The organism is Faunimonas sp. B44 (assembly GCF_052655945.1).
In genome coordinates, this window is the sequence record NZ_JBQYEX010000014.1 from 1 (window position 1) to 13,953 (window position 13,953).

Sequence of the window (13,953 nt, forward strand, 5' to 3'; positions counted from 1 at the left end):
GTCAAAACGCCCAACCAACAAGCCCGCCAGGCAACTCGCCCGGCGGGCTTTCCGCGTTCGGGGAGGAAACGCGCAGTTCGGCGTCGACGTCGATCGCAGCCGCGGAGAACGGCGTGAAGCCGACGAGCGGGCAAGCGCACACGCGGCGGCCGGAGGTGCCGGTAGACGCCGATCTACGGCAGATCAACGGTCATCGTCGATGATCGGTCCGGACAGAGCCCTGCGCCTCGCGGAGGTGGCAATGTCACCATGATCCAAGTCAATGCCCTCTCCGTCCATGCTCCGCGATGATACGGCCGTCGTCAGCGTATCTCGAAGGGGGCGCAATATGGACAAGGATCGGGTGAAAGGCTCTGCGAAGGTCGTCAAGGGCAGGGTCAAGGAAGCGGTCGGTAAAGCGATCGGAGACGCCAAGCTCGAGTCTTCGGGCAAGGCCGACAGGGTCGAGGGCACGGTGCAGAATGCCGTAGGCGGGCTCAAGGACACGCTCAGAGGGAAATAGGTCGAGGGCCGGTCACCCCGCGCGCGGCCATGAGACCGTCAAGGCAGCGTGCCGGACCTTGCAGCGCATATTTGCGGGTGCTTGGGGGCGGAACCGAGGTCGGCCTGGTCGGCCGGCGGCGGCGACGTCATCGGCTTCTCGGACGATCAGGAAGCGCCAGCGCGGCATGAGCATCGAAATCGGGGATGCCTGGCGTTACGATTGGAGCGAACTCGCCGACCGATTCCCTGGATGGCGCCCATCGAAACGGTGCCGTCGGGGAAGCGGGACGCTGGTTCGCCTTCGGGCCGAGGCAGAGGAACAGGCCGAACCTGTTCAAGGAGGAAGCATCGTGTCGATCGGTACCATACTCATCATCATCCTGATCATTTTCCTGCTGGGTGGCTTCAGCGGCCGGTTCGGCGGCTATGGCTACGGCTTCGGCCATGGCGGCATCGGCGTGCTCGGCGTCCTGCTCATCGTCCTTCTCGTCCTTGTTCTCACCGGGCGTCTCTGAAGAAGAGCGGCATGAGCCGGCGGCCCTTCTTCCGCTATCCGGAAATGCCGCCGGTTCCCGTCCCGGACGCACAAGGAGCGATCGGGACGAACTGGCGTGGCTTGGTTGGTCGCTCTTTCGCCATTGCTCGCGGTCCCGCCTTCGCGCAGCCGGATTGGCCGCCCCGCCGCCTTCCGATGCCGAACCGCTGTGGGAGATCATCAAGGCCATCGAGGAGAGCGGGAACGTCGCCCCCGCTTCGAGGAAGTTGAGTGGGTCGAAGACGGCTGTTGGGGAGTCGAGGCACGCGTACCGTGGTGCTGCTGGCGGTCGCTGGTCCTGCATCAGGCGCCACTGGGGGTGGCAGTCACCACTGGCCAGGGCGCCTCAACGTCTGGGTACTTTCCGTTCTCAACGGCGTTTCGCCATTTGATGACCTGAACTGCCTCACCTGATGCGCAATGTCAGAGCGGTCCGAGAACGTCGGGCTGTCCAACTGAGCTTGCGTCCGCCCGTCGCGATCCCCCTCACTCCCTCCGGAACGGCTGCTCGGCGATCTCCAGGAGCGCGCCCATGCCGGTGCGGACGGAGCGGGAATGCCTGCCCTTGCGCTCCAGCGTGAAGACGAGGAAGGAGCGGCCCGTCACCTCGTAGACGTCGCCGAATTCGTGGGGGGTTTCCTCGATCCGCTCCGGCACGTGGGTGTCGAGCAGGCAGCGCCAGCTGTCGCCCTCCGGCACGGAGGGGAGTGTGAACTCGACGACATCGTGATGGGCGTTCATGACGATGAGGAGCGTCGCGTCTGAGCCGCGGCGGCGGATGCCGGTCGGCTGTGCGCGCCCGTCGAGCACGATGCCGAGGCAGCGTGCCCGCGGATCCTGCCACTGTTCGGGCGTCATCTCGCTCGCATCGGGCGCGAGCCAGGTCACGTCCTTGACGTCGATCTCGTCGTTGTACTCGCCGACCAGGAAGCGGCCGCGGTGGAGGATCGGATAGGCCTTTCGGAGCGCGATCAGCTTGCGCACGAAGTCCACCATCTGCCGGCCTTCCTCGGTGAGCGCGCCCCAGTCGATCCAGTTCAGCGCGTTGTCCTGGCAATAGGCGTTATTGTTGCCGTTCTGGGTGCGGCCGAACTCGTCGCCGGCAAGCAGCATCGGCGTGCCCTGGGCGAGCAGGAGGGTGGCCAGCATGTTGCGTTTCTGGCGTTCGCGCAGGGCGACGATCTCGGCATCGTCGGTCGGGCCCTCCGCGCCGTGGTTCCAGGAATGGTTGTTGCTGTGGCCGTCGCGGTTGTCCTCGCCGTTCGCCTCGTTGTGCTTGTCGTTGTAGGAGACGAGGTCGTGCAGCGTGAAGCCGTCATGGGCGGTGATGAAGTTCACGCTCGCCCACGGCTTGCGGCCGCGGCGGTTGAAGAGGTCGCCCGAGCCGGTGATGCGGGCGGCGAGCTCGGCGAGCTTGCCCTCGTCGCCCTTCCAGAACGCCCGCACGGTGTCGCGGAACTTGTCGTTCCACTCCGCCCAGCCCGGCGGGAAGCGGCCGACCTGATAGCCGCCCGGGCCGATGTCCCACGGCTCGGCGATCAGCTTGACCATGGACAGGACCGGATCCTGGCGGCATGCGTCGAGGAACCCGCCGCCTTCGTCGAAGCCGTAGGGCTCGCGCGCGAGGATGGTGGCGAGATCGAAGCGGAAACCGTCGACCCGCATCTCCGTCGCCCAGTAGCGCAGGCTGTCGGCGACCATCTGCAGCACGCGCGGATGGCTGAGATTGACCGTATTCCCGGTGCCGGTGTCGTTGATGTAGAAGCGCGGCTCGTCGGGCATGAGGCGGTAGTAGCTGGCGTTGTCGATCCCCTTCAGCGAGAGGGTCGGGCCGAGCTCGTTGCCTTCCGCCGTGTGGTTGTAGACGACGTCCAGGATGATCTCGATCCCGGCCGCATGGAACTGGTTCACCGTCTCCTTGAACTCGTTCACGAAGGGCGTGTTGAGGTAGCGCGGGTCGGGCGCGAAGAAGCCGATCGAGTTGTAGCCCCAATAGTTCCGAAGGCCCTTCTGGAGGAGGTAGTCGTCGTCGACGAAGGCGTGGATGGGCAGCAGCTCGACGGAGGTGAGGCCGAGCGACTTCAGGTAGGCGATGACGTGGGGATCGGCGAGCGCGGCGAACGTCCCCCGGCAGTTCTCCGGGATGCGGTCGTGGAGCATGGTGAAGCCCTTGACGTGCATCTCGTAGAAGATCGTCTGCTCCCACGGCACGTTCGGGCGCCGCTCCGAGCCCCAGGTGAAGGCCGGATCGATGACGCGGCATTTCGGCACGAAGGCCGCGCTGTCGCGCTCGTCGAAGGAGAGATCCTTGTCGCGGGAATCGAGCCGGTAGCCGAAGATCTCGGGCGCCCATCGGAGCTCGCCGATGAGCTGCTTGGCATAGGGGTCAATAAGCAGCTTGTTCGGGTTGAAGCGGTGGCCCGCCTCGGGCGCATAGGCGCCGTGGACGCGGTAGCCGTAGGTGGTTCCAGGGCGCGCGGAGGGCAGGTAGCCGTGCCAGATCTCGTCGGTGTATTCCGGCAGCTCGATCCGTTCGAGCTCGGTCTCGCCGCTCTCGTCGAAGAGGCAGAGCTCCACCTTGGTGGCGTGCGCCGAGAAGATCGCGAAGTTGACGCCGAGGCCGTCCCAGGTGGCCCCGAGCGGGAACGGCCGCCCTTCGCGAATGCCGCTGCGGACCGCCGCGACCAAGGGCGCGGCGGCCGGTTTCGTTTGGATATTCATCATGCCCACCAGGAAAGAAGCCCGTGACAACGCCAATCCCGACGGAGGAGTTCCGAATTCGGGCGGGGAGGCGGGCGGTCCGGCCGCCGGCGAGCGGCACTGGGAAGCGCGGCGCCGGCATTGCGGCGGAGGTTCCAGGCGAGACGGCGTGTCGCTCGTGCGCTACGACGGCCGAAGCCTATATCAGGGGCGCCGGCACACCTTGAGGGAACGGGACGAGATGGCCTCCAGCCGCGACGACGAAGCGAACCGGCTGACCGGCCGCCTGTCACGTTACGCCCGCGTGGGAACCGGGATGAGCGGGGTCGCGGCGCGCATGCTCGGGTCGCGCGCCTTCGGCATGGAGTTCGACCGCGGGGCGAACGCCGCCGAGCTCGCCCGTGCGCTCGGCGGGCTGAAGGGGCCGATCATGAAGGTCGCGCAGCTCCTCGCCACGATCCCGGATGCGCTGCCGCCGGAATATGCGGCCGAGCTCGCGCAGCTCCAGGCCAATGCCCCGCCGATGGGGTGGGCCTTCGTGAAGCGGCGGATGACGGCGGAGCTCGGCGCCGGCTGGCAGGCGCGCTTCGCTTCGTTCGATCACGAGCCCGCGGCGGCCGCGTCGCTCGGCCAGGTGCATCGGGCAGTCGGAAAGGACGGCCGTCGCCTCGCCTGCAAGCTGCAATACCCGGACATGGCGAGCGCGGTCGAGGCGGATCTCCGGCAGCTCGGGCTCGTTCTCTCCATCCATCGCCGGATGGACCCGGCCATCGACACGCGCGAGATCGGGACCGAGATCGGCGCCCGCGTCCGGGAGGAGCTGGATTACGAGCGGGAGGCGCGGCACACGGACCTCTATCGCAGGATCTTTTCCGCCGAGCCGCTCATCCGCGTGCCCGAGATCGTGCCGGATCTGTCGACGAAGCGGCTCCTCACGATGTCCTGGCTGGACGGGGAGGGCCTGCTCGCCTACCGGGAGCACGCCGTCGAGGAGCGCAACAGGATCGCTACCGCCATGTTCAAGGCCTGGTGGCATCCGTTCAGCCATTATGCGGTCATCCACGGCGATCCGCATCTCGGCAATTACACCGTCTTCGAGGAGGGCGGCCGCCCGGCCGGGATCAACCTGTTGGATTACGGCTGCATCCGCATCTTTCCGCCGACCTTCGTGCAAGGCGTGATCGACCTCTATCACGGCCTGCAGACCGGAAACCGCGCTCAGATCGTCTCCGCCTACGAGACATGGGGTTTCCGCGGGCTCAGCAACGAACTGGTCGACGTGCTGAACATCTGGGCCCGGTTCATCTACGGCCCGCTCCTGGAGGATCGGGTCCGGGCGATCGCCGACGGCGTTTCCGCGACCGAGTACGGGCGGCAGCAGGCTTTCCAGGTCCATCAGGCGCTCAGGGAGAAGGGTCCCGTGCGGGTGCCGCGGGAGTTCGTGTTCATGGACCGTGCGGCGATCGGGCTCGGCGGCGTGTTCCTGCACCTGCGCGCCGAGATGAATTTCTACCGCCTCTTCAACGAGGAGATCGAGGCTTTCGAGACGGCCCAGGTGGCGGATCGGCAGCGCGCTGCGCTCGCTGCCGTGGGGCTCACCGATAATATCGTATGACAAAAATTGCGGATCTGTGCTCGCCCCCCTTGCGGCACGGCTCCTATTGCGCTTAACGCAGCGGCAGCGGTGGCGCGGCGGAGAACCGCAGGTTCCGTGCCGTTGCCGCTGGAGAAACTGGCTGGTATACCACGCGCCGGATTTGCAAGGGGGGTTGCCCACATGGCCGAACACGTCACTCACGGTCCTGCCGAGATCGGCGCCGAAATGGACTACCGTGAGCATGAGCGCACCTATTCCGCCTTCATCAAGGCAAGCCAGGTGCTCACCGTCGCCACGCTCGACGTGGTGCTGGCGCTGGTCCTCTTCGCGTTCGGTTCGGCCAGCGTCGGCTTCTGGCTCGGTTCTCTCCTTCTCATCATGACGATCGCCGCAACCGTGATGGGATTTGCCTCGCGCGGATCGTGGAAGCCGCCGGCGGTCGTTTTCGCGATCGGGGTGCTGTTCATCATCCTGGCCGTGGCCTGAGCGGCGCCATGAAGATTGCTGTCCTGAAGGAAGACGCCGCGAAGGAGCCGCGCGTCGCCGCCACGCCGGAAACGGTCAAGAAGTTCATCGGGAAGGGAGCCGACGTCACCGTGGAAAGCGGGGCGGGTCAGGCTTCCGGCTACGCTGACAAGGACTATCAGGAAGCGGGGGCTTCGCTTGCAGCGAGCGCGGCGGAGGCATCTGCGAACGCCGACCTCGTGCTGAAGGTCCGTCGGCCGGACGCGCTCGACGATCTTCGGAGCGGCGCCGCGATCGTCGCCCTGATGGACCCCTACGGCAACGAAGGCGCGCTGCAGTCGATGGCAGAAGCGGGCCTGTCCGCCTTTTCGCTTGAGATGATCCCCCGCATCACGCGCGCGCAGGTGATGGACGTCCTGTCGTCCCAGGCCAACCTCGCCGGCTACCAGGCCGTGATCGAGGCTGCCGCGCATTTCGGCCGCGCGCTGCCGATGATGATGACCGCCGCGGGCACGGTGCCCGCCGCCCGCGTGTTCGTGATGGGTGCCGGCGTCGCCGGGCTCCAGGCGATCGCCACGGCGAAGCGCCTCGGCGCGGTCGTGACCGCCACCGACGTCCGCCCGGCCGCCAAGGAGCAGGTCGCCTCGCTCGGCGGCAAGTTCGTCGCCGTCGAGGACGAGGAGTTCAAGGCGGCGGAAACGGCGGGCGGCTACGCCAAGGAGATGTCGGCCGAGTACCGCGCCAAGCAGGCGGCGCTCGTGGCCGGGCACATCGCCAAGCAGGACATCGTCATCACGACGGCGCTCATCCCGGGTCGGCCGGCGCCGAAGCTGCTCACGAGGGAGATGGTGGCCTCGATGCGGCCGGGCTCCGTCATCGTGGACCTCGCGGTTGAGCGCGGCGGCAACGTCGAGGGCGCCGTCGCCGACGAGATCGCCGCCGTGGGCGGCGTCAAGATCATCGGCTTCGTCAACATGGCGGGCCGGATCGCACAGTCGTCCTCGGCACTGCTCGCGCGCAACATCTACGCCTTCGTCGAGCCGATGATCGATCCGGAGACGAAGGCGCTGAGGATCAACCGAGACGACGAAATCATCACAGCGACGATGCTCACCAACCAAGGCGCCGTCGTCCATCCGAGCTTCGCTCCGAAGCCGGCTGCATGAGGGGGGAGGACTGATGGCAAGCACATTGAGCGAGGCCGTCGAGCGGGCCCGCGCCGCCGCCGATGCGGCCGGCGCAGCCGCCGAGCAGGCCCGCCAGGCGGCGGAACAGGCGGCGGCGCTCGCCTCGCAGGAGGGGGCGGCCGATGCTGCCGGCGCCCTGGCGCACGCGGCGACCGGGGGCGTGATCGACCCGTTCGTCTTCCGCCTGTCGATCTTCGTCCTGGCGATCTTCGTGGGCTATTACGTCGTCTGGTCGGTCACGCCGGCGCTCCACACGCCGCTGATGAGCGTGACCAACGCGATCTCCTCCGTGATCGTGGTCGGCGCGCTGCTCGCACTCGGCGTCGACCTCGTCGGCGAGGGAACCGGAACGGCGCGGACGCTCGGCTTCATCGCGGTGATCCTGGCGAGCGTGAACATCTTCGGCGGGTTCCTCGTCACCCAGCGCATGCTGGCCATGTACAAGAGAAAAGAACGGTAGGGGCGCCGTAAAATGTCAGCAAACGTCACGGCGTTTCTCTATCTCGTCTCCGGGGTCCTCTTCATCCTGGCGCTGCGGGGCCTCTCGCATCCGGAGACGAGCCGGCGCGGCAACCAGTACGCCATGGTCGGCATGGCCATCGCGGTGGTCACCACGCTGTTCTCCTCGCCGCCATCCGACGCCTTCGGCTGGCTGCTTTTGGCGATAGCGCTCGGGCTCGGCGGCGGCGTCGGCGCGATGGTGGCCCGGCGCATCCCGATGACGGCCATGCCGCAGCTCGTCGCCGCCTTCCACTCGCTGGTCGGCCTTGCGGCGGTCCTGGTCGCGGCGGCGGCGCTCTATGCCCCTCAGGCCTTCGATATCGGCGTGCAGGGCGCGATCCACGGCGCCAGCCTGGTGGAGATGAGCCTCGGCACGGCGATCGGCGCCATCACCTTCACCGGATCCGTGATCGCCTTCCTGAAGCTCGACGGCCGGATGAGCGGCAAGCCCATCCTGCTGCCGTCCCGGCACGTCATCAACGCGGCTCTCGCCATCCTGCTCGTCGGCCTGGTCGTGGCGCTGGTGGCGACCGAGAGCCATGCGGTGTTCTGGCTGATCGTGGTGGTGAGCCTGGTGCTCGGCGCGCTCATCATCGTCCCGATCGGCGGGGCGGACATGCCGGTCGTCGTGTCGATGCTGAACTCCTATTCGGGATGGGCGGCGGCCGGCATCGGCTTCACCCTCGGCAACACGGCGCTCATCATCACGGGCGCGCTCGTCGGCTCGTCCGGCGCGATCCTCAGCTACATCATGTGCAAGGGGATGAACCGCTCGTTCATCTCGGTCATCCTCGGCGGCTTCGGCGGCGAGACCGTTGCCGGGGCCCAGGATCTCGGCGACCGCACGGTGAAGCAGGGCTCCGCCGAGGACGCGGCCTTCCTGATGAAGAACGCGTCGAAGGTGATCGTCGTGCCGGGCTACGGCATGGCGGTCGCGCAGGCCCAGCATGCGCTGCGCGAGATGGGCGACATGCTGAAGCGCGAAGGCGTGGAGGTGAAGTACGCCATCCATCCGGTCGCCGGACGCATGCCGGGCCACATGAACGTGCTGCTCGCCGAAGCGAACGTGCCCTATGACGAGGTGTTCGAGCTCGAGGACATCAACTCGGAGTTCGCGCAGGCCGACGTCGCCTTCGTGATCGGCGCGAATGACGTGACCAACCCCGCCGCGCGCGACGACCCGTCGTCCCCGATCTTCGGCATGCCGATCCTCGACGTCGATAAGGCGAAGACCTGCCTCTTCATCAAGCGGTCGCTCGGCTCCGGCTACGCCGGCATCGACAACACGCTGTTCTACAAGCCGAACACGATGATGCTGTTCGGCGACGCCAAGAAGATGACCGAGGACATCGTCAAGTCGCTCGGGTGAGGCGACTTGCCTTCACTTTCCAGAGGCCGGGCCCCAGCGCCCGGCCTTTTTGTTGCGGCCGACCCTGGTGCGCAATCCCGCATTAGTTGAAGAATGGTTGACGGCATCCCCAGGATGTGTCGAAATCGTGACGCTCGCACGGGGAGCGGGCACGCCGGGGGGTCCGATGATACTGGGTGCGTTCGCTCGCGCGGCGCGTGTCGTCTGTTTTGTGCTCGCCGCCTGCAGCCTCGTCGCAGCATGCGCCGCGGTGGACAGCAGCCTCAGCAGTCGCTTGCTCAGCTATAATGGCGAGTTGAACCAGTTCCGCAACGACGAGATTCTGCTCAACATCCTTCGATCGCGAGAGTTTGAGCCGCTGACCTTTGCACCGGCCAGCGAGATCGGCGGGCAGTTGAGTTCCACGACGAACCTCGGTCTGCCATCGTTTGCGGTCGGCCACGATGCGGCGAGCCAGTTTGCCTTTTCGAATGCCACCCTGGGAACGACCACTGCGGTCAACACCAGCACCAAAGCCGCACCGCTGGTCACCAGCCAATTCTACGATAGGCTTCTCAGCCCGATCACCCCCTCAAACTTCCTGGGGTTGCTCCAGCAGGGCTACTCGAGAGAACTGCTGTTCTGGATATTGCCGGAATCCGTGCGCGTGCGGCACTCGGACGGGCGCGACGAACTCTTCATGAACCAGCCTCCGTTCAACACGGCGTGCGAACTGGGAAGAAGGGAGCCCAGCTGCTTCGAAGAGTTCGTGCACCTCGCCATGCAATGGGGCCTCACCGCCGTACCCATCGCACCGGCACGCGGAAAGAAGGACGCGGCACCCTCGGCTGCACTGTGTTTCGACGAGTTGCTCGGCAGCTACGCGAGAAGGGCGGCGCAAAGAAGCGGCCACCGCGATTGGGGAAGCTCCGGGTCTAATGTGCGTTGCGAGACGGGGCGGGCGGCGGAGGCCAACAAGCTGGCCATTTCGCGCGGCGGCACGCGCTATGAGATCACACCGAGATCCCCGATGGCGATCTACCGCTTCTTGGGAAGCGTCCTTGAGGGAGGCCCGGGCGTTGCGATTCTCATCGACGAGCGAGGGGGGCATCCGGGCCTGCTGACGGTCGTGCGCGCTGAGGGCGGAGGCTGCTTCGCCAAGGCAAACTACAGGGGCGTTGAATACTGCGTTCCCGAATCGGGCACCATCAACACGAAACAAGTGTTCGCCGTCCTATCGCAGCTTACGGCGCAAAGCACTTCGCGCCATGATCTTCAGATTGGTAGCGCAATCATTCTTGCTCCTTAGCCGGAAGGACTGGAAGGATGTCGGCGACGGTTGAAGGCGCAACGTCGCACCCAGAGGAGGCGGGAAGCGGCTCCACTATGCCGGGGCGTAAGAAGCGGGCCGTGGTGGTGATCCATGGAATAGGCGAGCAGCGCCCGATGGAGACTCTGCGCAGCTTCGTCGATGCGGTCTGGCTGGAGGATCTGCGGAAGGACTGCCCGGCGGACAAGAAGCGCGACAGGTGCGGGCGCGCGACGTGGATCGTGCCGGACAAGATGGCCGGATCCTACGAGCTGCGACGCATCCGCGCCGGCTTCGTCGAGGAGGCCTCGGGTGACCTCCGCACCGACTTCTTCGAGTTCTACTGGGCCGACCTCATGCAGGGCACGACCCTGCAGCACCTCTGGTCCTGGGTCCGGGGTCTGCTGTTCAGGCCGCCTTGGACCGTGCCGTTTCGCGTAATGCCGGCCTGGCTGTTGCTGTGGGCGGGGGTCGCCGCCGTGGTGCTCATCCTGCTGAGCGCCGCCCACCCGGGCAGTCCGCCAATCGTCTGGTTGCAGGGCATCTTCGGCAGACCTTTTCGGTGGCTCGGCACGAATCTTCACACCGTGCTCCTGGCGACGGCAGGAGCGGCGGCGGCTCTCCTCCTCCTTCGGCTCGCTTGCCTGCTGTATCGAACGCGGGGCGCGCGCTCAGAGCCGAATCGGCACGACAGGATCGACGTCGGGCTCGCCGCGCCAACGGTCATCGCCATCGGCGGCCTTCTCGCCGCGATGGTGATCGGACCCGACGCCATGGACGGTCAGGAGAACCTGGAGAATCCCGCCCGCTTGATCGCAGCCGGAACGGCATTCGCGCTCGGAATCCTGATCCATCAGGTGGTGGTGCCCTATCTCGGCGACGTCGCGCGCTACGTGCGGGCCGCTCCGGAGACGGTGGAGCGCCGCCAGGCCGTACGGGAGCGGGGCTTGGCTCTGCTGAACGGTCTCCATGAGTGCCGCGAGTACGACCGCATCTTCATCGTCGGTCACAGCCTGGGCGCGATCATCGCCTATGACTTGCTGCTGTTGCTCTGGGCGGAGCGCGGACCCTCCAGGGAGCGCCCGCCGGGGCCGGCGGCCGCGGCTGCGCTGGCGTGGCTCGACCAGAATTTGGTCCATCCTTGCCGCACGTTTGAACTCTCGAAGTACCGGGACGCGCAGCGCGCGGTGTTTGACGCGCTTCGCGCCGAGTCGGATAGTTGGCTGGTCAGCGATTTCGTGACGCTCGGCAGCCCGCTCACGCACGCCGACTTCCTGATCGCCGAGACCGATAGGCATCTTGAGCGCATGAAGCGTGAGCGTCTCGTCGCCACTTCGCCGCCGAGGGCGAATGACAAAGGCTGTCCGAAGAGCATGTTCTATAGAACGGCGACCGGAGGCTCGACTGTGCCGCACCATGCCGCCGTTTTCGCCAGCGTGCGCTGGACGAATATTCACCATCCCCCGCGGGGCATCTTCTTCGGGGATTTTCTGTCGGGACCGGCACAGGACCATTTCGGGCACGGGATTCAGGAGATCGTCGTTCGGCTGCGAAGGCCTCTGCTGTGCTTATTCCAGTGGCCTTTGTTCACGCACACCCTCTATTGGGAACCGGGGGCTGGGCCTCGAGGATCAAACGAGCATCTCGTGGCGTTGCGGCGGGCGCTCGAGCTCGACCTCTGATGGCGCGCGCCTCGCGACTCCGCAAGACGCGCCCGGAAAGCCATGGTAACCACCCGCAGCTGGCAAATCGGGCGCCGCCATTCCGCGTTGGCGCCGCGCGCAGGAGGAGAGGGAACTTGCGGGCTTCGTCGAAGCGGGCGCGTCTGGGCACGCTGCTGATCGCCGTCCCGGTCGCCGGGTACGTGGCGGCCGCGGGCTATCTCTACACGTTCCAGCGCGGCTACGTCTTCGCTCCGGGGACGCTGCTCGAGACGCCGGCGGAGAAGGGCCTCGAGGGGGTCGAGATCGTAACGCTGGAGCGCGGTGACGGCGTGACGCTGACCGGCTGGTACGCGCCTGCCGCCGAGGGCCAGCCGACGCTCCTCTACTTTCACGGCAATGCCGGCAGCATGAGCGGGCGGGCCGACCGCTTCCGGCAGGTGCTCGATTCCGGGGTCGGCCTGCTCGCTTTCAGCTACCGGGGCTATCCCGGAAGCGGCGGCGCGCCGAGCGAGGCCGCCTTGTTCGAGGACGCGCTCGCCGCGTTCGACTGGCTCGCGGCGCGAACCGACCGGATCGTGATCCACGGCGAGTCGCTCGGCACGGCGGTGGCGACCTATGCGGCGAGCCGGCGACCGGCGCTCGCCCTCGTTCTGGAGGCCCCGTTCACGGCCGCGCTCGACATTGCGGGCGCGACCTATCCGTGGCTGCCGGTATCGCTCCTGATGCGGGACCCGTTCCTCTCGCGCGAGCACATCCGCGCCGTGGAGGAGCCCATCCTCATCGTGCACGGAACGGCGGACGAAGTGATCCCGGTGGCGCACGGCCGGGCGCTCGCCGAGATCGCCGGCCCGCGCGCGGAGCTGGAGATCGTGCCGGACGCGCGCCACAGCGATCTGTGGAAACGCGGCCTCTGGCCGCGCGTGCTCCAGTTCCTGGAGGAGAGCGGCGCCGTGCCGCGGCCGGCCGGTTAGGCCCGGGTCGCCGAGGTCCGACGCGCCCCGTCCACTGCGATCTGGTAGTTGGCGTTGACGGTGAGCGCTCGCGAGAACGCGGTGAACGCCTTCTGCCGGTCGCCGAGCTGCTCGTAGGCGAGACCCTGGTTGGCCCATGCCTGGAAGCTGCGATTGTCGCGCCGGAGCGACTCGGTGATGTCGTCCAGCGCGCTCTTCGGGTCGCCGAGGGCGAGATAGCTCACCCCGCGGCTGTTGTAGGGCTCCGCCGCGCCGGGCGAAATCCCGATCGCAGTGGTGAAGTCCTCCACCGCCGTCTGGTGCTGGTTGAGCGCCTGATTGGCGAGGCCCCGGTTGTAGAAGGCCTGCGCGTCCGTCGGGTTGATGGAAATCGCCGTGTTGTAGTCGGCAAGCGCGAGGTCGGCGCGGCCTTCCTGGCGGTAGATGTTGCCGCGCGCCACATAGGCCGGGGCATAGCCCGGGTCGGCCTGGATCGCACGGTTGTAGTCCGCCAGCGCGTCACGAAGCTTGCCCTGGCGGCGCAGGATGAGCGCCCGGTTCGCATAGGCCTGGCCGAAGCTCGGGTCGAGGCGGAGCGCCGCCTCGAAGTCGGCCGTCGCCTCCTTGTACATGCCGGCGAGCCCGTAGGCCGCGCCGCGCACGTTGTAGGCGTTGGCGTCGTTCGGGTTCTGCCGGATGACCGCGGTGAGGGACTCGATGTTTGCCGGGGCTGCGGTCGCCGGATCGACATTCGTCATGTCGACGGCCGGCGTCGTCATCGTCTGGCACCCGGCAAGGAGCGCCGCGGCCAGCAGAGCAGCCGCTATGGAGCGTCTGCTCCGAACGCAGTCGCTACGCGCCGGCATGAAGTCCGGCCCGGTCCGCTCGATGGTCATCCTGGAACTCCCAAAGCCGCCGGTACGCCTCGCGTCCGCGGGCGATCAGCGCGCCGCGCGGCGCTTGCCCGGCAGGAGGCCTTCGCGCTGGGCGCGCTTGCGCGCAAGCTTCCGCGCGCGGCGGACGGCTTCCGCCTTCTCGCGCGCCTTCTTCTCGGACGGCTTCTCGTAATGATTGCGGAGCTTCATCTCGCGGAAGATGCCTTCGCGCTGCATCTTCTTCTTCAGAGCTTTCAGAGCCTGATCGACGTTATTGTCCCTGACGATGACCTGCACGTGATTCCGTTCCTTTCTCCGCCGATTGCCGAATGTCTTGGT

General features: G+C 67.0%; 14 protein-coding genes. 11 read left to right on the top strand and 3 right to left on the bottom strand.

Annotated elements, in window-relative coordinates:
• The 3 genes from ACUN0C_RS17055 to ACUN0C_RS17065 all read left to right on the top strand — a co-directional run.
• The coding region (locus tag ACUN0C_RS17055) for a hypothetical protein (protein WP_445467603.1) at nucleotides 1-203 on the top strand (203 nt) is incomplete at its 5' end.
• A gap of 125 nt (nucleotides 204-328) precedes the next feature.
• Entirely contained in the window at nucleotides 329-502 is a 174-nt protein-coding gene (locus ACUN0C_RS17060; RefSeq protein ID WP_445467604.1) for a CsbD family protein, read from the top strand.
• Nucleotides 503-833: 331 nt separating this feature from the next.
• Nucleotides 834-998, top strand: a complete 165-nt coding sequence (locus ACUN0C_RS17065) for a DUF3309 family protein (RefSeq protein ID WP_445467675.1) — start codon at nucleotides 834-836, stop codon at nucleotides 996-998.
• Nucleotides 999-1,504: 506 nt separating this feature from the next.
• Here the strand turns inward: ACUN0C_RS17065 and glgX are convergent.
• On the bottom strand, nucleotides 1,505-3,739 hold the full coding sequence (glgX, locus tag ACUN0C_RS17070; protein ID WP_445467605.1) for a glycogen debranching protein GlgX: 2,235 nt from the start codon (nucleotides 3,737-3,739) through the stop codon (nucleotides 1,505-1,507).
• Nucleotides 3,740-3,959: 220 nt separating this feature from the next.
• Between glgX and ACUN0C_RS17075 the strand changes: the two genes are divergently transcribed.
• The 8 genes from ACUN0C_RS17075 to ACUN0C_RS17110 all read left to right on the top strand — a co-directional run bounded on the left by ACUN0C_RS17075 (nucleotide 3,960) and on the right by ACUN0C_RS17110 (nucleotide 12,760).
• Nucleotides 3,960-5,333, top strand: coding sequence for an ABC1 kinase family protein (locus tag ACUN0C_RS17075; protein WP_445467606.1), 1,374 nt, complete (start codon nucleotides 3,960-3,962; stop codon nucleotides 5,331-5,333).
• A 162-nt stretch (nucleotides 5,334-5,495) separates the two neighbouring features.
• Complete coding sequence (locus ACUN0C_RS17080; RefSeq protein ID WP_445467607.1) at nucleotides 5,496-5,801, top strand: aa3-type cytochrome c oxidase subunit IV; 306 nt, start codon at nucleotides 5,496-5,498, stop codon at nucleotides 5,799-5,801.
• Between the two features lie 8 nt (nucleotides 5,802-5,809).
• Complete coding sequence (locus ACUN0C_RS17085; protein WP_445467608.1) at nucleotides 5,810-6,946, top strand: Re/Si-specific NAD(P)(+) transhydrogenase subunit alpha; 1,137 nt, start codon at nucleotides 5,810-5,812, stop codon at nucleotides 6,944-6,946.
• Between the two features lie 13 nt (nucleotides 6,947-6,959).
• A complete protein-coding gene (locus tag ACUN0C_RS17090; RefSeq protein WP_445467609.1) occupies nucleotides 6,960-7,427 on the top strand; it encodes a proton-translocating transhydrogenase family protein in 468 nt (155 codons plus the stop codon).
• 12 nt (nucleotides 7,428-7,439) lie between these two features.
• Nucleotides 7,440-8,837, top strand: a complete 1,398-nt coding sequence (locus ACUN0C_RS17095; RefSeq protein ID WP_445467610.1) for an NAD(P)(+) transhydrogenase (Re/Si-specific) subunit beta — start codon at nucleotides 7,440-7,442, stop codon at nucleotides 8,835-8,837.
• A gap of 166 nt (nucleotides 8,838-9,003) precedes the next feature.
• Nucleotides 9,004-10,125, top strand: coding sequence for a hypothetical protein (locus ACUN0C_RS17100; RefSeq protein ID WP_445467611.1), 1,122 nt, complete (start codon nucleotides 9,004-9,006; stop codon nucleotides 10,123-10,125).
• Nucleotides 10,126-10,142: 17 nt separating this feature from the next.
• The gene (locus ACUN0C_RS17105; protein WP_445467612.1) at nucleotides 10,143-11,807 is read left to right on the top strand and encodes a hypothetical protein; all 1,665 of its coding nucleotides are present in this window, start codon (nucleotides 10,143-10,145) and stop codon (nucleotides 11,805-11,807) included.
• Between the two features lie 116 nt (nucleotides 11,808-11,923).
• A complete protein-coding gene (locus ACUN0C_RS17110) occupies nucleotides 11,924-12,760 on the top strand; it encodes an alpha/beta hydrolase (protein ID WP_445467613.1) in 837 nt (278 codons plus the stop codon).
• Here the strand turns inward: ACUN0C_RS17110 and ACUN0C_RS17115 are convergent.
• Both ACUN0C_RS17115 and rpsU read right to left on the bottom strand, forming a co-directional pair.
• Nucleotides 12,757-13,635: a tetratricopeptide repeat protein gene (locus ACUN0C_RS17115; RefSeq protein WP_445467614.1), complete on the bottom strand. Its 879-nt coding sequence runs from the start codon at nucleotides 13,633-13,635 to the stop codon at nucleotides 12,757-12,759. The genes ACUN0C_RS17110 and ACUN0C_RS17115 overlap by 4 nt on opposite strands.
• A 45-nt stretch (nucleotides 13,636-13,680) precedes the next feature.
• A complete protein-coding gene (gene rpsU / locus ACUN0C_RS17120; protein ID WP_445467615.1) occupies nucleotides 13,681-13,911 on the bottom strand; it encodes a 30S ribosomal protein S21 in 231 nt (76 codons plus the stop codon).
• Nucleotides 13,912-13,953 lie beyond the last annotated feature (42 nt).

What these genes read in the sequence shown, in the direction of transcription:
- ACUN0C_RS17100 (WP_445467611.1), top strand. Translation starts at nt 9,004, where the DNA reads ATGATACTGGGTGCGTTCGCTCGCGCGGCGCGTGTCGTCTGTTTTGTG.
- ACUN0C_RS17090 (WP_445467609.1), top strand. Translation starts at nt 6,960, where the DNA reads ATGGCAAGCACATTGAGCGAGGCCGTCGAGCGGGCCCGCGCCGCCGCC.
- ACUN0C_RS17085 (WP_445467608.1), top strand. Translation starts at nt 5,810, where the DNA reads ATGAAGATTGCTGTCCTGAAGGAAGACGCCGCGAAGGAGCCGCGCGTC.
- ACUN0C_RS17115 (WP_445467614.1), bottom strand. Translation starts at nt 13,635, where the DNA reads ATGACCATCGAGCGGACCGGGCCGGACTTCATGCCGGCGCGTAGCGAC.
- ACUN0C_RS17060 (WP_445467604.1), top strand. Translation starts at nt 329, where the DNA reads ATGGACAAGGATCGGGTGAAAGGCTCTGCGAAGGTCGTCAAGGGCAGG.
- glgX (WP_445467605.1), bottom strand. Translation starts at nt 3,739, where the DNA reads ATGAATATCCAAACGAAACCGGCCGCCGCGCCCTTGGTCGCGGCGGTC.
- ACUN0C_RS17105 (WP_445467612.1), top strand. Translation starts at nt 10,143, where the DNA reads ATGTCGGCGACGGTTGAAGGCGCAACGTCGCACCCAGAGGAGGCGGGA.
- ACUN0C_RS17080 (WP_445467607.1), top strand. Translation starts at nt 5,496, where the DNA reads ATGGCCGAACACGTCACTCACGGTCCTGCCGAGATCGGCGCCGAAATG.
- ACUN0C_RS17095 (WP_445467610.1), top strand. Translation starts at nt 7,440, where the DNA reads ATGTCAGCAAACGTCACGGCGTTTCTCTATCTCGTCTCCGGGGTCCTC.
- ACUN0C_RS17075 (WP_445467606.1), top strand. Translation starts at nt 3,960, where the DNA reads ATGGCCTCCAGCCGCGACGACGAAGCGAACCGGCTGACCGGCCGCCTG.